Origin of the sequence: Kluyvera genomosp. 3 (assembly GCF_011765685.1) — a bacterium.
Taxonomy (GTDB): domain Bacteria; phylum Pseudomonadota; class Gammaproteobacteria; order Enterobacterales; family Enterobacteriaceae; genus Kluyvera; species Kluyvera georgiana_A.
On the sequence record NZ_CP050321.1, the window covers coordinates 4,079,657 to 4,097,653 of the forward strand.

The following is a 17,997-nucleotide window of genomic DNA, read 5'->3' on the forward strand; positions in this document are numbered from 1 at the left end:
CTTTTTTTTGGTAATCGTTTTTTCTTATGGGTGGCGCAATGAGTAACTCCATACCTGAACTGGCTTGTACCCCCCTTCCCACTCTGCCCGGCCAGCCGGACAACCCGGTACACTGGCCCGAAGACAGCCTGAACTGCGCCGATATCAAAAGCCGGCTGGAAGCCTTCCAGCGCTGGCTCGGCGTCGCGTTCGACGAAGGCGTCAGCGCGGAACAGCTCATCGAGGCACGCACCGAATTTATCGACCAGATGCTCCAGCGCCTGTGGCTGCACTACGGTTTTGGCGAGGTTGAGGACGCTGCGCTGGTCGCCGTCGGCGGCTACGGTCGCGGCGAGCTGCATCCGCTTTCGGACGTCGACCTGCTGATCCTCAGCCGCAAAAAGCTGCCCGACGAGCAGGCGCAGAAAATCGGCGAACTGCTGACGCTGCTGTGGGATATCAAGCTGGAAGTCGGCCACAGCGTGCGTACGCTGGAAGAATGCCTGCTGGAAGGGTTATCCGATTTAACCGTCGCCACCAACCTGATTGAATCACGTCTGCTGATTGGCGACGTTGCGCTGTTTCTTGAGCTTCAGAAACATATCTTCAGCGAAGGCTTCTGGCCGTCGGAAAACTTTTTCCCGGCGAAAGTCGCCGAGCAGGAGGCACGCCACCAGCGCTACCACGGTACCAGCTACAATCTGGAACCGGACATTAAAAGCAGCCCCGGCGGCCTGCGCGACATCCACACCATCCAGTGGGTCGCCCGCCGTCACTTTGGCGCCACCTCGCTCGATGAAATGGTCAGCTTTGGCTTCCTCACCGAGGCCGAGCGTAACGAGCTTAACGAATGTCTGCATCTGCTGTGGCGCATTCGCTTTGCCCTGCACCTTGAACTTAATCGCTACGACAACCGTCTGCTGTTCGATCGTCAGCTCAGCGTCGCCCAGCGGCTGAAATATGCTGGCGAAGGCAATCAGCCGATCGAACACATGATGAAAGACTTCTATCGCGTCACCCGTCGCGTGGGCGAGCTGAACCACATGCTATTGCAGTTGTTCGATGAAGCGATTCTCGCCCTGACGGAAGATGAAAAACCGCGCGCCATCGACGATGACTTCCAGCTGCGCGGGACGCTGATCGATCTGCGCGACGATACGCTGTTTATTCGCGAACCGCAGGCTATTTTGCGGATGTTCTACATGATGGTGCGCAACAGCAACATCACCGGCATCTATTCCACCACGCTGCGCCATCTGCGCCACGCGCGACGTCATCTGACCGAGCCGCTGTGCTATATCCCGGAGGCGCGTTCCCTGTTCCTCAATATGCTGCGCCACCCCGGCGCGGTGAGCCGCGGCCTGCTGCCGATGCACCGCCACAGCGTGCTGTGGGCCTATATGCCGCAGTGGTCATATATCGTCGGCCAAATGCAGTTCGACCTGTTCCACGCCTACACCGTCGACGAGCACACCATTCGCGTGCTGCTGAAGCTGGAGAGCTTTGCCAACGAGGAGACCCGTTCGCGCCATCCACTGTGCGTTGACCTCTGGCCGCGGCTCAACCATCCGGAACTAATTCTGATTGCCGCCCTGTTCCACGATATCGCCAAAGGGCGCGGCGGCGACCACTCAATCCTCGGTGCTCAGGACGTGCTGAAATTCGCCGAATTGCATGGTCTGAATTCGCGTGAAACCCAGCTGGTCGCCTGGCTGGTACGCCAGCATCTGCTGATGTCGGTCACCGCCCAGCGCCGCGATATTCAGGATCCGGAAGTCATCAAGCAGTTCGCCGAAGAGGTGCAGACCGAACACCGTCTGCGCTTCCTGGTATGCCTGACGGTCGCCGATATTTGCGCGACCAACGAAACCTTGTGGAACAGCTGGAAACAGAGCCTGCTGCGCGAACTGTATTTCGCCACTGAAAAACAGCTGCGTCGTGGGATGCAGAACACGCCGGATATGCGTGAACGCGTGCGTCATCACCAGATGCAGGCGCTGGCGCTGCTGCGCATGGATAACATCAATGAAGAAGCGCTGCACCAGATCTGGAACCGCTGCCGCGCCAACTACTTTGTTCGCCACACGCCGAACCAACTGGCGTGGCACGCTCGTCACCTGCTTAAACACGATCTCAGTCAGCCCATGATCCTGCTGAGCCCGCAGGCAACGCGCGGCGGCACCGAGATCTTTATCTGGAGTCCGGATCGCCCGTACCTGTTCGCCGCCGTCTGCGCCGAACTGGACCGTCGCAACCTGAGCGTCCACGACGCACAGATCTTTACCACCCGCGACGGTATGGCGATGGACTCCTTTATCGTGCTTGAACCGGACGGCAGCCCGCTCTCAAGCGATCGCCACGAAGCTATCCGCTTAGGGCTGGAGCAAGCGATAACCCAGCGTAGCTGGCAGCCGCCGCAGCCGCGTCGCCAGGCCGCCAAACTGCGCCACTTCTCCGTCGATACTGAGGTCAATTTCCTGCCGACCCATACCGACCGCCGCTCATTCCTTGAGCTAATCGCCCTTGACCAGCCAGGCCTGCTTGCCCGCGTCGGCCAGGTGTTTGCCGACCTCGGTATTTCGCTACACGGGGCCAGAATTACGACAATTGGTGAACGAGTAGAAGATTTATTTATAATCGCCACCGCCGACCGGCGTGCCCTTAATAATGAGCTGCAACAAGAAGTGCAACAACGGTTGACAGCGGCCCTCAATCCAAACGATAAAGGGTGACGTATTTTTATTAGTGAATGGAAAGAGTAAACAATGCAGCAATTACAGAACGTTATTGAGTCCGCTTTTGAGCGTCGCGCCGACATCACGCCGGCAAATGTGGATACCGTAACCCGCGAAGCGGTTAACCAGGTGATTTCCCTGCTGGATTCCGGCGCGCTGCGTGTCGCTGAAAAGATCGACGGCCAGTGGGTCACTCACCAGTGGCTGAAGAAAGCGGTTCTGCTCTCTTTCCGTATTAACGATAACCAGGTTATCGACGGTGCGGAAAGCCGCTACTTCGATAAAGTACCGATGAAATTCGCTGATTACGACGAAGCGCGTTTCCAGAAAGAAGGTTTCCGCGTGGTGCCGCCGGCTGCCGTTCGTCAGGGTGCCTATATCGCCCGCAACACCGTGCTGATGCCGTCCTATGTGAACATCGGCGCCTACGTTGACGAAGGCTCCATGGTGGATACCTGGGCGACCGTGGGCTCCTGCGCGCAGATTGGTAAAAACGTGCACCTGTCCGGCGGCGTCGGCATCGGTGGCGTACTGGAGCCGCTGCAGGCGAACCCGACCATCATCGAAGACAACTGCTTCATCGGCGCGCGTTCTGAAGTGGTTGAAGGTGTGATCGTTGAAGAAGGCTCCGTGATCTCGATGGGCGTCTATCTCGGTCAGAGCACCAAAATCTACGATCGCGAAACCGGCGAAGTGTTCTACGGCCGCGTTCCGGCAGGCTCCGTTGTCGTCTCCGGCAACCTGCCTTCTAAAGACGGTAAGTACAGCCTGTACTGCGCCGTCATCGTGAAGAAGGTTGACGCGAAAACCCGCGGTAAAGTCGGTATCAACGAACTACTGCGTACTATCGATTAATAAGATGCGAAAAAGCGGGGGCAACCCCGCTTTTTTTTATTCTTACGCTGGCGGAGTTTGATTTTTTCGTTAATTATTCAATAGTTAAATTAGATCAGGGGTACCGCTATGTACGATAATTTGAAAAGCCTGGGGATTACCAATCCCGATGAAATCGATCGTTACAGCCTCCGGCAGGAAGCCAACAACGATATCCTGAAAATCTATTTCCAGAAGGATAAGGGTGAATTTTTCGCTAAGAGCGTGAAGTTCAAATATCCGCGTCAGCGTAAAACCATCGCTGGTGATGGTCAGGGTTTCAAAGAAGTGCAGGAGATCAGCCCGAATCTGCGCTACGTGATTGACGAGCTGGACCAGATTTGCCAGCGCGATCGCAGTGAAGTCGACCTGAAGCGTAAGATCCTTGACGATCTGCGTCATCTGGAAAGCGTCGTGACCAATAAGATCAGTGAAATTGAAGCCGATCTTGAGAAGTTGACGCGTAAATAGCAGCATGTGGATGTATTTGTAGGCCGGGTAAGGCGAAGCCGCCACCCGGCGTTTTGCCTGATGGCGCTACGCTTATCAGGCTTACACAGACCGCACACTCTACGGTTTTATCATCGCTGCTCATCCAATTGCAGCGCAATATACAGCAGCAGCCTGTCGTCAAAATTCCCCAAATCCAGCCCGGTTAGCTCCGAGATACGGTTCAGTCGATATTCCAGCGTATTGCGGTGAATAAACAATGCCTTTGAGGTAGCCAGCGGCTGAACATTATTGCGAAACCATGCTGTCAGGGTACGACGCAGCAGACCGTTGTTATCCATTGCTTTCAGGCGCATCAACGGGCGCGAAAGCTCGTTGGCCTGCCAACCACCGCGCAGGCTGTCGAGCAGCACCGGCAGCATCAAATCCTGGTAAAAATAGCTGCGGCTCTCGGGCATGCGCTGTTTGCCCACCATCATGGTGGTACGGGCAGTACGGTACGAGCGGGCAATGCTGCCCGGCCCGGTAAAGTAGTTGCCCAGCGCCACGCGAAAACGCAGATGGCCGTTCTCTTTCATGCGTGAAATCAACTGCTCAACGCGCTTCTGGTGGTCTTCAGCATCCCAGCGGCCAAACTGATTGAGTGCCGGTTTCAGCACCACCATTTCAGTCAAAGAGACGATAGCAATCAGGTTGTTGCGCTCAGGCGTGGTCAGCGCGTTTTGCAACTGCTGTAACTCGGCCATGGCGCTGTCGACGCCAAGCTGCCCGCTGTCGACTTCAACGACCGCCGCCACGCGCGGCTGGTTAAGGTCGATTCCCAAACGCTGCGCCCATTCGGTCAACGCAGGGGTATTCTCCTCGGCCTGAATCAGATTCATGACCAGCTCTTCACGCAGGCGGCTGTCCTGCGCCAGCAGATGCATCAGCCGCGACTGCTCCAGCATCATCTCCGCCGTCATGCACACCAGCTCGCCATATTTACGCAGCGTCTCCGGTTCGCCGGTCAGGCCGATAACGCCGACGATTTCCCCCTCCAGACGCAGCGGCAGGTTGATCCCCTGACGCACGCCATGCAGATGACGCGCCACCGCATCATCGATGTCTACGACCCTGCCCTGTGACAGCACCAGCAGCGCACCTTCGTGCAATTCCCCAATACGCTCGCGATCGCCGCTGCCGATAATGCGTCCACGGGCATCCATCACGTTAATATTGGTATCGATGATGCGCATGGTGCGCGCCACAATATCCTGCGCCATTTTAGTATCGAGATGCCAGCCAGCCATGAACCCCTCCTGTGAGCAGGTTACATGATAAGAAAGACAGGGGAACCGCGCACTGTGCAAATGCACAAAGCACAGCCGAGATCTATGAAGTTGTGGGGAGCTTCACATTACGAAAGGAAGAAACCCTTTCCCCTGATGGGGAAAGGGTTGAGGTCATGATTACTGCATCAGCAGGTAGATAGAGCTATCACCACGCTGAATGTTCAGCGCCAGAACGGACGGCTTGCTGTCGAGGATTTTGCGCAGCTCGGCGATGTTTTTCACTGCCTGCTGGTTCGCGCCCACGATAATGTCGCCTTTCTTCAGACCAATCTGCGCGGCCGGGGTCCCGGCTTTCACCGTATTAACCACCACGCCTTTATCCTGGCCTTTGTTGCTCATTTCCGCACCTTCAATCCCGTTGAAAATGCTGCTGGACTCTACCTGAGTCTGGCTGCTCTGCTGCAGTTCCAGGTTCACCGTCACCGGTTTGCCATCGCGCAGCAGGCCGAGGGTGATTTTGCTGCCCACCGGCATGGTGCCCACCTGGGCGCGCAGCGCCGCGAAGCTGCTAATTGGCTTACCGTTCAGGGCGGTAATCACGTCACCGGCTTTGATCCCCGCTTTCGCCGCAGAGGAGTTCGGCATAACCTGGCTGACGAAAGCGCCGCGCTGAGCGTCAACTTTCATTGCTTTCGCCAGTTCAGAGTTCAGCTCGGTACCCATAATGCCCAGTTCACCGCGTTTTACCTGGCCAAATTTCACCATCTGATCGGTCAGGTTTTTCACCATGTTGCTTGGAATGGCGAAGCCGATACCGATGTTGCCACCGTCCGGCGCAAGGATCGCGGTATTGATACCAATCAGCTCGCCGTTCAGGTTCACCAGCGCGCCGCCGGAGTTACCACGGTTGATCGCCGCATCGGTCTGAATAAAGTTTTCGTAGTTTTCGACGTTCAGGCCGCTACGACCCAACGCGGAGACGATACCGGAAGTGACGGTTTCGCCCAGACCGAACGGGTTACCAATCGCTACGGTGTAGTCGCCGACGCGCAGAGCATCGGAATCCGCCAGCTTAATTGCCGTCAGGTTTTTCGGATCCTGAATCTGAATCAGCGCGATATCCGAGCGCGGGTCTTTACCGACCACTTTAGCGTCGAACTTACGTCCATCACTCAGCTGTACTTTAATCACGTTGGCGTTATCAACCACGTGGTTGTTGGTGACGACGTAGCCTTTGGCGGCGTCAATCACCACACCGGAGCCGAGGGCCATAAATTTCTGTTGCTGCTGCGGCTGGGCGCCACCGTTACCGCCGTTCGGGCCAGCGCCCTGGCAGAAAGGTGAGCTCTGGAACGGTGAACCGTCCTGACAGAACGGCGAGTTGTCGCCGAAGAACTGCTGGAAGTTACGACCCATACGCGGCGTGTTTACCGTTGTGCTGCCCTCAACATTAATGCTGACGACAGACGGCATCACTTTTTCCAGCATCGGTGCCAGGCTAGGCATAGGCTGGGCAGCGGATGCGGTAGAAGATGCCGTCTCGGCCGCGCTAGCGGACAACGGAGACAGAGCCAGACTTAAACTAAGAGCCAGAGCACTCATTGCTAACGTGGTTTTTTTCATGTGTTTCAATCTCAATATCAGATTACGCAAAATTGCTGTGTTCGTGACTATCAGATTCGCTTTATGACACTAAGTTCCATTCAACTGCACGTGGGAAAAGTAAAAATTTATTGAGCGTCTTTACAAAACTTCTGATTATTCTACTGCCATCAGTCGTCGATATTCATCCCACGCGTAGAGGTCGGTCATTCCGCTGATATAATCCTGAAGCAGACGACAACGGTAATAATATTCCATCACCGGAAATTCAAGGGCATCGCGTGAAATTTTATTCACAGCCTCAACATAAGCTAAACGATGTCGCGTTGAGAGCTTGCAAAAAAGGCGCGACTCAATGGGTAAGCGACGCACCCGCTCGTGTTCCACCAGTTCACTGAAATCGCTTAAGGATAATTTAAGCAACGGCGCGTAGATATCCAGCAATCCACCAATAACCCGGTAGCCCTGCAATTCCAGCTGCTCAACCTCATGATGACTAAACACATGTTTTATAGCCACATTTTTATAAAGATTAAGCAACTGACTATAACTACTTTCATCTTCCAGCAGTGCGTGATTAAAGTCGCCAGCATAAATCTGCGGCAGATTTTCAATAAACCGCTGCGCCGCATAGGGCACCAGTTTATTTAATGTGTTCACCCGTAAATACATAAAGAACTGGTCTTCAGTACTGCGGCTTAATGAATTAGCACGAGATTTATCCCAGGCATTTTCCACCACCTGTGCGAACAGTGAGCCTTTTGTATGCTCCGGCCAGGAATCGTATAAATGCTGATACAGCTGCTCAACGCTGAAGATTCGTTTTTCAACGGCATCCTCAAGGTCCGCAACACAATAAGAAATATCATCGGCCGCTTCCATAATCCAGGTTAATGGGAAGCGATTGTAAGGTGCTAAATCCAGTTCTTTACGTAAGCGCGAAATATAACCTTCTTCGGCCAGGTAGTAGCCCGGTTTTTTCATTAAATAGCTGTGGGTCGCTGGCGTCTCACCCACCCACCAGGCCGGGCGCGTATATTTCAGGATACACCCCACCTGCGCCCAGGTCAGGTTCATACGCATTAGCGTATGCACCAGTCGAACCCCCTGCGCGTTGCCTTCAAAGTGACACAGATCCTGACGCACCTTACGGCGCAACTCATTCAGCGTCTCTTCACCTTCGCGCAGCTGGAGGCTCACGACTTCACAGCGGTCATGGCTCAGCGGCTGGCGCAGCGCATCTTTCGGCGCCAGACGCTGGCTGAACCAATCGTTGATTGCGGCTTCGCCAAAATGGCCAAACGGCGGATTGCCGATATCATGCATCAGGCAAGCCATCTCAACGATGCTTTCAAAAGGCCCGGTCAACTCGTCCAGACCGTAGGCCACCAGCAGCTTTTTCTCTTTCAGGCGGCTTAAAATCTCTTTGGCGATATAGCGCCCTACCTGCTGGACCTCCATCGAGTGAGTGAGGCGCGTGCGAACGGCGGCATTACGCTCCAGCGGGAAGACCTGGGTTTTCTGCTGCAAACGGCGAATCGCCGGCGAGTTGATGATGCGCCCACGGTCACTTTCAAAAATGCGCAGGATCTCATGCTCCGAGCTGACGCCTTGCGGTGAACGATAGCGCCGACGCCAGTTAATTTTGTTACGAAAATCAATCTTAGCCATAGCCTCTCCGTCGCGAGAAATGCGCTTCCCCTGAACCGCATGATAGACTATGCCTTTAAACATGGCACATCGCGAGTAAATCTATGAAAATCGGCATTATTGGCGCAATGGAAGAAGAAGTTACGCTGCTGCGTGACAAAATCGAAAATCGTCAGACTATCACCCTCGGCGGCAGTGAAATCTACACCGGCCAGTTGAACGGCGTGGACGTTGCTCTGCTGAAGTCCGGCATTGGTAAAGTCGCGGCCGCGATGGGCGCAGCCCTGCTGCTGGAGCGCTGCCAGCCGGACGTTATCATCAACACCGGTTCCGCGGGCGGTCTGGCGCCGACGCTGAAAGTGGGTGATATCGTGGTCTCCGATGAAGCGCGCTATCACGATGCCGACGTTACCGCATTCGGCTACGAAATCGGCCAGATGGCCGGCTGCCCGGCGGCGTTCAAAGCCGACGATAAACTGATTGCCGCCGCCGAAACCTGCATCAAGGCGCTGGATCTGAATGCGGTACGCGGCCTGATCGTCAGCGGCGACGCTTTCATTAACGGCGCCGAAGGGCTGGCGAAAATTCGTCGCAACTTCCCGCAGGCCATTGCCGTTGAGATGGAAGCTACCGCCATTGCCCACGTTTGCCACAGCTTTGCCGTGCCGTTCGTGGTGGTGCGCGCCATCTCCGACGTTGCCGACAAAGAGTCCCACCTGAGCTTTGACGAATTCCTGGCGGTTGCCGCGAAGCAATCGACGCTGATGGTTGAAACGCTGGTGCAGAAACTCGCACATGGCTAAGCGCTTGATGACAGGGCTGCTGGCCCTGCTGTTTAGCGCCCCGGCGTGGCTCTATGCCGCGCCGCGGGTTATCTCTCTCTCCCCTGCCAATACCGAACTGGCCTTTGCCGCCGGGATCACCCCCGTTGGCGTCAGCGCGTGGTCTGACTACCCCGCCGCAGCCAAAACGATCGAACAGGTCGCCTCCTGGCAAGGCATCAACCTGGAGCGCATCGTGGCGCTGCATCCGGACGTGGTGCTGGCGTGGAAGGAAGGTAACGCCGAGCGCCCGGTCAATCAGTTGCAGTCGCTCGGCATTACCGTGCTGTGGATTGACTCACACAGTATTGAAGACATCGCCGCCGCGCTACGTAAGCTGGCAAAGTGGAGCCCGCAGCCGGAAAAAGCCGAGCAGGCCGCCGCCGCGCTGATGCGCGACTACACTCAACTGAAGGCGCAATACGCCGACGCGCCGAAAAAGCGCGTGTTTATGCAGTTCGGTTTCAACCCTATCTTCACCAGTAACAAAAGCGCGATTCAGAACCAGGTGCTGGAGATTTGCGGCGGTCAGAACATCTTTGCCGACAGCCGCGCCGCCTGGCCGCAGGTGAGTCGTGAGCAGGTACTGACGCGTCAGCCGCAGGCCATTGTCGCCGCCGGTGACGAAAGTCAGATTCCGAAAATTCAGCGCTACTGGGCCAGTCAGCTCACAATCCCGGTTATTCCCCTTAATAGTGACTGGTTTGAACGGGCAAGCCCACGTATTATCCTCGCCGCAAAACAACTCTGTACTGCGCTGTCGCAGGTTCATTAATTGGGTAATTGGTCATGCTTGTCTACTGGCTTGATATTGTTGGCACCATTGTTTTCGCCGTCTCCGGCGTATTGCTGGCGGGGAAACTGCGCATGGATCCGTTCGGCGTGCTGGTTCTGGGCGTTGTCACCGCCGTCGGTGGCGGAACGATTCGCGATATGGCGCTCGCCAACGGCCCGGTATTTTGGGTAAAAGACCCGACCGACCTGGTCGTGGCCATGGTGACCTGTATGCTGACCATCGTACTGGTGCGCCAACCGCGTCGCCTGCCGAAGTGGGTGCTGCCGGTGCTCGACGCCGTCGGGCTGGCGGTGTTCGTCGGCATCGGCGTCAACAAAGCCTTTATCGCGCACTCCGGGCCGCTGGTCGCGGTCTGTATGGGGGTGGTGACCGGCGTCGGCGGCGGGATTATCCGTGACGTGCTGGCGCGCGAAGTGCCGATGATTCTGCGCACCGAAATCTACGCTACCGCCTGTATTATTGGCGGGATCGTCCACGCGACAGCCTATTACACCTTCAAAGTGCCGCTGGAAAACGCCAGTATGATGGGGATGGTGGTGACGCTGGCCATTCGTCTGGCCGCCATTCGCTGGCATCTGAAGCTGCCGACCTTTGCGCTGGACGACAACGGGCGCTAACCCTGCCTGCAAACAAAATTGCCCGCGGCTAAGCGGGCAATTTTAGACATTTGATCATCAAATGCTGAAGGAAGAACCGCAGCCGCAGGTGCTGGTCGCGTTCGGGTTGGTCACGATAAAACGTGAACCTTCCAGACCTTCGGTATAGTCAACGGAACCGCCTACCAGATACTGCAAGCTCATTGGATCAACCACCAGGCCAACGCCCTGTTTTTCGATGGTCATATCGCCTTCGTTGACCTGATCGTCAAAGGTAAAACCGTACTGGAAGCCGCTGCAGCCGCCGCCCGTGATGTACACACGCAGCTTCAGGTTTGGATTCTCTTCATCCGCAATCAGGACTTTTACTTTTTTGGCTGCGGCGTCGGTAAACTCCAGCGGCAGCGCTACGTCATCACTCATTTTATGCTCCCATTACTACAGCTAGTCTGGGCAAATAGTAACCCGACTCTTTGGGTCATTATCTAATACCCTGGTAAATCGTTCAAGTATTCTCCCCGGCAACCTGCCGGGCTTTTGCCTCTTGCTCGGCTTCCTGCTTGGCCAGCGTACGCGCCAGGATAGTGGCATAAAGCGGTTGTCCGCCGAGGAACTGCGCTAATAGCGTGGCACCGAGCCCGGTGATAATCATTGGCAAAATGAGCTGATAGTTATCGGTCATCTCCAGTACCAGCACGATACCGGTCAACGGGGCGCGAACGGAAGCCGCCAGCAGCGCGCCCATTCCGGCGATGGCGAAAGTGCCAGCGTCCAGATGATAAGCCGGAAACAGACTCGCCGCCGCCGTGCCAAACGCGGTCCCCAGCAACGTGCCCAACGCCAGCATCGGTGCGAAAATCCCGCCTGGCGCGCCGGAGGAGAAGCACAGCAGCGTGGTCACGACGCGAACAATGAACAAACACAGCAGCGCGCCGATGGTGTAGTTACCCGCCGCCGCAATCGGGATCAGGGTAAAGCCGCCGCCCGATGCCGCCGGTTGAATCAGCCCCAGTACGCCGCAGCAACCGCCGATCAGACCGCCAATCAGTACCCATTTTTTAATATTGCCACCGTGGATGCGGAAAAACATATCCTGGGTCTTCAGCACCATCGTGTTGAACAGCGGCCCAAAGCAGCCGAACACAATGCCCAGCACCATATACAGCCACAGCGTATTGACCGGCGCGTTGCTCAGTTTACCGACCTCAATCACCGGCGTTTCGCCGTTGAAGATGCGGAACACAATGCTCGACATGATAACGCCGGTAAACACCGCTTTAATTGAAATCAGGCTGTAGCGGAACTGCGGACGCATCTCTTCAATAATGAACAGTATGCCCGCCAGCGGCGCGTTAAAGGCCGCCGACAAGCCCGCCGCCGCGCCCGTTGCCAGCAGGGTGTGGCGCGCTTCTTCGCCGCGCTGGCGGAAGATATCGCTCACCATGCGCCCCACGTTGCCGCCGATCTGCACCGTCGGCCCTTCGCGTCCCAGCACCATACCGGCACCGAGCGTGCCCATGCCGCCGATAAATTTCACCGGCAACACGCGCCACCAGCGCACCGGACGTAACTCTTCCAGCGCGCCTTCAATTTCCGGGATCCCCGAGCCACCGGCCTCCTGCGCAAACCGACGCACCAGCCAGTAACCCAGCATCGCCAGCAGCGCCGACAAAATAAAGGCCAACGGCCAGACGATAAACCAATGGTCAGCAACCTGCGCCAACGTACCAATACGCACGTTCATCACCCAGTTCACCGCATGTTCAAACGCCACGCCGACTAAACCCACCAGCGCGCCAACCACGGCGGCCATCAGGAGCACCATCAGCGGCGTTTTATCGCGATTCAACAATTTACGCACCACGTCACGGCGGCGTAAACGGACAATCCGTTGTGCCTCTAAAGGGGGTATTTCAGCTTTCATACCGTCATCACTAATTGGTAATACAAATAGGAAGGGGGAGCATTTTACCCACACCTGTGCGCTACGTCGCGAAAAAATTGCTTCAGGAGGGCTTTGTTGCAATCAGGCAAAAATTTCATAACCTCTACGGAATAATTTAGAATAGCGGACAAAACATTTTTCACGAACCAGGATCCTGGCAATGAGCAAATCTGAAAACCTCTATAGCGCAGCGCGTGAACTTATCCCCGGCGGCGTTAACTCGCCGGTACGCGCCTTCACCGGCGTTGGCGGTACGCCGCTGTTTATTGAACGCGCAGATGGCGCCTACCTGTACGACGTCGACGGTAAAGCCTATATCGATTACGTCGGCTCCTGGGGGCCAATGGTGCTGGGACATAACCATCCGGCTATCCGCAACGCGGTCATTGAAGCGGCCGAGCGCGGCCTGAGCTTCGGCGCGCCGACCGAAATGGAAGTGACTATGGCGAAGCTGGTGACCGAACTGGTGCCTACCATGGACATGGTCCGTATGGTCAACTCCGGTACCGAAGCCACCATGAGCGCCATTCGCCTGGCCCGCGGCTTCACGGGCCGCGACAAAATCATCAAGTTTGAAGGCTGCTACCATGGCCATGCCGACTGCCTGCTGGTGAAAGCCGGGTCCGGCGCGCTAACCCTCGGCCAGCCAAATTCACCGGGTGTCCCGGCAGACTTCGCCAAACATACCCTCACCTGCACCTATAACGATCTGGCGTCCGTGCGCGCGGCGTTCGAGCAGTATCCGCAGGAGATCGCCTGCATTATCGTTGAACCGGTCGCCGGCAACATGAACTGCATTCCGCCACAGCCAGAGTTCCTGCCGGGCCTGCGCGCCCTGTGCGACGAGTTTGGCGCGCTGCTGATTATCGATGAAGTAATGACCGGCTTCCGCGTGGCGCTGGCGGGTGCACAGTCCTACTACGACGTGGTGCCGGACCTGACCTGTCTGGGCAAAATCATCGGCGGCGGGATGCCGGTAGGGGCGTTCGGCGGCCGTCGTGACGTGATGGACGCGCTGGCACCTACCGGCCCGGTTTACCAGGCGGGTACGCTCTCCGGTAACCCGATTGCGATGGCAGCGGGTTACGCTTGCCTGACCGAAGTGGCGCAGCCGGGCGTCCACGAGACGCTGACCGAGCTGACCAACCAGCTGGCGCAAGGCTTGCTGGATGCCGCACAAGACGCTGGTATCCCGCTGGTCGTCAACAACGTGGGCGGCATGTTCGGTATTTTCTTCACCGATGCCAAAGAAGTCACCTGCTATCAGGATGTGCTGAAGTGCGACGTTGAGCGCTTCAAGCGCTTCTTCCATCTGATGCTGGAAGAAGGCGTATATCTGGCGCCGTCGGCCTTTGAGGCGGGCTTTATGTCGGTTGCCCACAGCGAAGAAGATATTGATAACACCATCGACGCGGCGCGTCGGGTGTTTGCACAGCTGTAAGGGATATACGCGCAGTTCCCCCCTCACCCTAGCCCTCTCCCCACCGGGGAGAGGGAACCGTTCGGAACAGCCTTCACCTACGGCACCAGCTCGCTTTTCCCCCTCGCCCCTTTGGGGAGAGGGTCGGGGTGAGGGGGGACGTTCCCTTACCCTTTCATCTAGCGGCTCTGCTTCCTCAGCAGATAGATAAAGTACGGCGCGCCGATAAAGGTCGACAGCAGCCCCGCGGGCACCTGATACGGAAACATCAGCATTCGTCCGCACCAATCCGCAAACACCAGCAGCAGGCCGCCAACCAGGGCGGAAATCACCATATGCGGCATCGTCCGCCGGAACCCCATCATCCGCGCGATATGCGGCGCCATCAAACCGACAAAGCTCAACGGCCCGATGGTTAGCGTCGCCGCCGCCGTCAGGCTCGCCGCCAACAGCAGCAGCGCAATGCGGGTCGGCGCCAGCGCCATACCGATCGACCGCGCCGTTTCACCGCCCAGCGGCAGAATGGTGAGCCAGCGACGGCACAGCGGCACCAGCAGCAGTAGAACCACCATCGCGGCCGCCGACTGCATCACCTGCTTGCCGGTAGCGTTGTAGGTCGAGCCGGAAATCCACGTCAAAATCTGCGCCATACGCGGGTCGCCGCTGGCCTGTAGCATCATCAGCAACATGGTGAATGCGGTGCTCAACGCCATCCCCGCCAGCAGCATGCGGTGCGGCGAGAAGCCGCCGCGCCCGGCTGCAATCAGGATAATCAGCAGCGTGACCGCTGCGCCGACACTCCCGGCAGGCAGCAGCCAGCCAAAGGCGTTGCCCGGCACGATAAACAGCATCAGCACCACGCCGAACGCCGCACCGGAGCTAATTCCCAGCACTTCCGGGCTGGCCATCGGGTTGCCGGTCAGACGCTGAATAATGCAGCCCGCGACCGCCAGCATCATCCCGGCGATCAGCGCGGAGGCGATACGCGGCCAGCGCCACTGGAGCAGTTGATCCAACAGCGAACCGCTGGCCCAGTGCCAGCCGTAAGCGTCACGCCCCAGCGACAACGCTGCAAAGACGGCAATCAACAGAATGGCTAACCCGCCCAGCGCAAACCACGCAACGTTCTGCCGTTCGCGGGCAACGCTGTCGCTGGCGTTCATTGCAGGCGCGCTCATGCTGCGCAAACGCGGTAGCAGCCACAGCAGCAACGGCGCGCCAATCAGCGCGGTGACGGAGCCGGTAGAGACCTCCATCCAGACTCGCGACAGCCACAGAATCAGTTGATCGGAGAGCCACAGGATCAACGCGCCAATCAACGGCGCCAACAGCAGTCGGGAGAGCAAACGCCGCGCCCCCAGCATTTTCGCCAGCAGCGGCGCAAACAGGCCGATAAAACCAATAATCCCCACCGCGTTAACCAGTAAGGCGCTGATGACGATCGCCAGCGTTAGCGCCCCCAGACGAGCCAGCGACAGCGCCAGCCCGAGGTTACGGGCCACGCCGTCATCCAGCCCCATCAGCGTCAACGGGCGCAGCAGCAGCAACGTCAGCATCACGCCGCCCAACAGTTGCGGCCACAAACGCTGCACCACGCTCCAGTCGGTCTGCGTCAGCGTGCCGGTGCTCCACAGGAACATACTTTGCAGCTGGTCATGGTGGAAAATCACCATCAGTTGGTTGATGGCGCCACAGTAGAGGCTCACCACCAGACCGGCGAGAATCAGCGTGACCGGCGAAAGCCGTTTACCCCACGCGACGCCAAACACCAGCGCCCCGACGATGCAGGCCCCCGCCAGCGCGGCAAATTGCGTAGCCAGCACCCCCGGTATCGCCCACAGAGTGGTGATGGTCATACCGAGCTGCGCACCAGTGGCCACGCCAAGCGTCGTCGGTTCTGCCAGTGGGTTACGCAAAACCTGTTGGAACAGCACGCCGACCAGCCCCAGCCCAGCCCCAACCAGCAGCGCAATCGCCAGGCGCGGCAGCAGGCTGTAGTGGAAAATCATCTGGTCAATGGCGTCGATATTCGGCTGACGCATCGCCTGCAACCAGAGCGAACCCGGCAGCGCGGTGCTGAAGTTAAACCAGGTCAGCGCCAACGCAGCAATAAACAGCAGCCCCAGCAACAGTGCAGCAAAGGGAGAGAAGGTCGTTTTCACGCATTGCCTCCCAACGAATTATCCAGGATACGGGCGAAATTCATCGCCGATAGCGTGGCGCCATAGAACCAGACCGCCGGTACAACCTGCATGCGGCCAGCGCGTACGAATGGCATCGCCTGCCATAACGGCGTGGCCGACAAGCTGCGCATTTCCGCAGCGTTACCGTGGTCGAAACAAATCACATCGACGTCTTTATAGGCCGCCAGCCGGTCAATCCCCACGACCGTGCTGCCCCAGAAGTTGGTTTCACCCTGCCAGGCGTTTTTAACCCCCAGACGGTCGAGAACTTCCTGGAACAGGCAGTTCGGGCCGAACACCAGCACATGACGCGAATCGAGCAGTGACATCATCAGCAGGGGGCGCTCCCCACGCTGACGGAAACGCGGCTTCAGTCCATCGATAAAGGCATCAAATTCCGCCAGATGGCGATGTGCGACTGCTTGCTTGCCCAGCAGGTCAGCCATTTCCATCAGCGAGCGTCGCGCCTGCGCCAGCGGCTGTTTCCCGTCGCTGAACGCGAAGCCACGCCCCGGCGCGATGCGCGCCAGCACCTCCGGCGAAGGGCCATAGCCTGCCGACCATACCAGCATCGACGGCTTCATTTGCGTCAGTAGCTCCAGATTGGGCTCCGTGCGCAAGCCAACGTCAATCACCGAATCCGGCAGCACCGGTTCGTTGACCCACATACGGTAGTTGGGAATATCCGCGACGCCGTAAGGCGTGACGCCCAGCGCCAGCATCAGCTCAACGGGTAACCATTCGAGCGCCACAATGCGCTCGTTATTCATCGGCGCGGCCTGCGCCGTTTGCATCCGCCACAACAGCGGCGACAGCGCCATCGCCGTCAGTAACCGACGGCGGCTAATCAGGTTTACGTCAGCCATCAATAGACAAAACTTACCGGTGCAGCACCGGCCGGGTGTGGCAGGATCCCCATCGGGATACCATAAATACGTTCCAGCGTGTCGCTGCGCATCAGTTCATCCGGCGTCCCCTGGGCAATCATTTCGCCGCCGCGCAGGGCCACCAGATAGTCGCAGTAACGCGCCGCCATATTGATATCGTGCAGCACCGCTACGACGGTCAGGCCGCGCTGCTGGCTGAGGCGATGTACTAACGCCAGCACATCGACCTGATGCGCGATGTCCAGCGCGGACGTCGGTTCATCAAGCAGCAAGCAACGACTATCCTGCGCCACCAGCATGGCGATCCATGCACGCTGACGCTCACCGCCGGACAGGCTGTCAACCAGGCGCTGGGCCAGCGGCTTCAGCCCCACCAGCGCAATCGCCTCATCCACCTTTTCACGGTCGGCAACGCCAAAACGACCTAGCGCACCGTGCCATGGGTAGCGGCCAATCGCCACCAGTTCGCGCACCGTCATCCCTTCTGCGGGCGGCAGTTGCTGCGGCAGATAGGCGACCTTGCGGGCAAACGCTTTGCTGTTCCAGCTTTCGAGCGGCTGACCGTCAAGCAGGATCTCCCCTTCCGACGGCGGCTGATGGCGGCCCAACATTTTCAACAGGGTCGATTTGCCCGAGCCGTTGTGGCCGATGAGCCCGGTCACTTTGCCCGCAGGAAAGGTTAAAGAGAGAGGATGAAGCAGCGTACGGCCCGGAACGCGAAAAACGACCTGTTCGAGAGAAAAGGTCGTATCTGAATGAGTTGTGTTGTCCTGCATAACCGTCAACATG

15 protein-coding genes are annotated in these 17,997 nt (G+C 57.8%); 7 read left to right on the plus strand and 8 right to left on the minus strand.

Going from position 1 to position 17,997, the window contains the following annotated elements; all coding sequences use genetic code 11:
• Positions 1–38 precede the first annotated feature (38 nt).
• The 3 genes from glnD to GY169_RS19170 all read left to right on the plus strand — a co-directional run bounded on the left by glnD (position 39) and on the right by GY169_RS19170 (position 4,058).
• Positions 39–2,711 carry a bifunctional uridylyltransferase/uridylyl-removing protein GlnD gene (gene glnD / locus GY169_RS19160; protein ID WP_167576713.1) on the plus strand — a complete coding sequence of 891 codons (2,673 nt, stop codon included), beginning with the start codon at positions 39–41 and terminating at the stop codon, positions 2,709–2,711.
• Positions 2,712–2,744: 33 nt separating this feature from the next.
• Positions 2,745–3,569 carry a 2,3,4,5-tetrahydropyridine-2,6-dicarboxylate N-succinyltransferase gene (gene dapD, locus GY169_RS19165; RefSeq protein WP_052285401.1) on the plus strand — a complete coding sequence of 275 codons (825 nt, stop codon included), beginning with the start codon at positions 2,745–2,747 and terminating at the stop codon, positions 3,567–3,569.
• A 108-nt stretch (positions 3,570–3,677) separates the two neighbouring features.
• Complete coding sequence (locus tag GY169_RS19170; protein WP_065356560.1) at positions 3,678–4,058, plus strand: DUF3461 family protein; 381 nt, start codon at positions 3,678–3,680, stop codon at positions 4,056–4,058.
• Positions 4,059–4,168: 110 nt separating this feature from the next.
• Here the strand turns inward: GY169_RS19170 and cdaR are convergent, their stop codons facing one another.
• From cdaR to dgt, 3 genes are all read right to left on the minus strand, one after another.
• Entirely contained in the window at positions 4,169–5,326 is a 1,158-nt protein-coding gene (gene cdaR, locus GY169_RS19175) for a DNA-binding transcriptional regulator CdaR (protein WP_163447264.1), read from the minus strand.
• Between the two features lie 159 nt (positions 5,327–5,485).
• Complete coding sequence (degP, locus tag GY169_RS19180) at positions 5,486–6,931, minus strand: serine endoprotease DegP (protein WP_167576715.1); 1,446 nt, start codon at positions 6,929–6,931, stop codon at positions 5,486–5,488.
• 135 nt (positions 6,932–7,066) lie between these two features.
• Positions 7,067–8,581: a dGTPase gene (dgt, locus tag GY169_RS19185; RefSeq protein WP_167576717.1), complete on the minus strand. Its 1,515-nt coding sequence runs from the start codon at positions 8,579–8,581 to the stop codon at positions 7,067–7,069.
• Between the two features lie 83 nt (positions 8,582–8,664).
• Here dgt and mtnN point away from each other — a divergent pair, with 83 nt between their 5' ends.
• Genes mtnN through GY169_RS19200 form a run of 3 tightly spaced genes read left to right on the plus strand, consistent with a single transcriptional unit; the run spans position 8,665 to position 10,794 of the window.
• Entirely contained in the window at positions 8,665–9,363 is a 699-nt protein-coding gene (gene mtnN, locus GY169_RS19190; protein WP_065356557.1) for a 5'-methylthioadenosine/S-adenosylhomocysteine nucleosidase, read from the plus strand.
• A complete protein-coding gene (gene btuF / locus GY169_RS19195; protein WP_167576718.1) occupies positions 9,356–10,156 on the plus strand; it encodes a vitamin B12 ABC transporter substrate-binding protein BtuF in 801 nt (266 codons plus the stop codon). Before mtnN ends, btuF begins: the two co-directional genes overlap by 8 nt.
• Positions 10,157–10,170: 14 nt before the next feature.
• Entirely contained in the window at positions 10,171–10,794 is a 624-nt protein-coding gene (locus tag GY169_RS19200; RefSeq protein WP_064547555.1) for a TRIC cation channel family protein, read from the plus strand.
• A gap of 57 nt (positions 10,795–10,851) precedes the next feature.
• Here GY169_RS19200 and erpA read toward each other — a convergent pair whose 3' ends face one another.
• Both erpA and clcA read right to left on the minus strand, forming a co-directional pair.
• Positions 10,852–11,196 (minus strand): iron-sulfur cluster insertion protein ErpA, encoded by a 345-nt coding sequence (gene erpA, locus GY169_RS19205; RefSeq protein ID WP_064547553.1) that lies wholly within the window; start codon positions 11,194–11,196, stop codon positions 10,852–10,854.
• Positions 11,197–11,278: 82 nt separating this feature from the next.
• Positions 11,279–12,697 carry a H(+)/Cl(-) exchange transporter ClcA gene (clcA, locus tag GY169_RS19210; protein WP_163447256.1) on the minus strand — a complete coding sequence of 473 codons (1,419 nt, stop codon included), beginning with the start codon at positions 12,695–12,697 and terminating at the stop codon, positions 11,279–11,281.
• 181 nt (positions 12,698–12,878) lie between these two features.
• Here clcA and hemL point away from each other — a divergent pair, with 181 nt between their 5' ends.
• Positions 12,879–14,159 carry a glutamate-1-semialdehyde 2,1-aminomutase gene (hemL, locus tag GY169_RS19215; RefSeq protein ID WP_163447253.1) on the plus strand — a complete coding sequence of 427 codons (1,281 nt, stop codon included), beginning with the start codon at positions 12,879–12,881 and terminating at the stop codon, positions 14,157–14,159.
• Between the two features lie 158 nt (positions 14,160–14,317).
• Here hemL and fhuB read toward each other — a convergent pair whose 3' ends face one another.
• Genes fhuB through fhuC form a run of 3 tightly spaced genes read right to left on the minus strand, consistent with a single transcriptional unit; the run spans position 14,318 to position 17,984 of the window.
• The gene (gene fhuB / locus GY169_RS19220) at positions 14,318–16,300 is read right to left on the minus strand and encodes a Fe(3+)-hydroxamate ABC transporter permease FhuB (RefSeq protein ID WP_167576720.1); all 1,983 of its coding nucleotides are present in this window, start codon (positions 16,298–16,300) and stop codon (positions 14,318–14,320) included.
• Complete coding sequence (gene fhuD / locus GY169_RS19225) at positions 16,297–17,187, minus strand: Fe(3+)-hydroxamate ABC transporter substrate-binding protein FhuD (protein WP_167576722.1); 891 nt, start codon at positions 17,185–17,187, stop codon at positions 16,297–16,299. Before fhuD ends, fhuB begins: the two co-directional genes overlap by 4 nt.
• On the minus strand, positions 17,187–17,984 hold the full coding sequence (gene fhuC, locus GY169_RS19230) for a Fe3+-hydroxamate ABC transporter ATP-binding protein FhuC (RefSeq protein ID WP_064547545.1): 798 nt from the start codon (positions 17,982–17,984) through the stop codon (positions 17,187–17,189). Before fhuC ends, fhuD begins: the two co-directional genes overlap by 1 nt.
• Positions 17,985–17,997: the final 13 nt, after the last annotated feature.